General features: G+C 44.3%; 1 protein-coding gene. It reads left to right on the top strand.

Annotation, left to right across the window (positions count from 1 at the left end):
• Positions 1 to 246 (top strand): sugar phosphate isomerase/epimerase family protein (locus tag CHH91_RS18820; RefSeq protein WP_141234235.1); only part of this gene is annotated, 246 nt, incomplete at both ends.

The raw sequence follows: 246 nt of genomic DNA, 5'->3' as shown, positions 1-246 counted from the left end.
CGTTGTTGCCGTATGCGGAGGAGCTAGGCGTCGCTATTGGAATTGAAAACGTCTGGAATCGCTTTTTGTTGTCGCCCCTTGAGATGAAGACGTTTATTGATTCACTGCAATCAGAGCATGCTGGCGCTTATTTTGACGTAGGCAATGTATTGCCATTCGGTTATCCTGAGCAGTGGATCCGCATTTTAGGCAAGCGGATTTTAAAAGTTCATGTCAAGGATTTTAAAGAAACGATTGGGAACATGA

It is taken from the genome of Virgibacillus sp. 7505, assembly GCF_002272135.1.
Classification (GTDB): domain Bacteria; phylum Bacillota; class Bacilli; order Bacillales; family Amphibacillaceae; genus Terribacillus.
The sequence above is the reverse complement of the archived record's forward strand: the minus strand, read 5'-3'. Positions and strand labels throughout refer to the sequence as shown.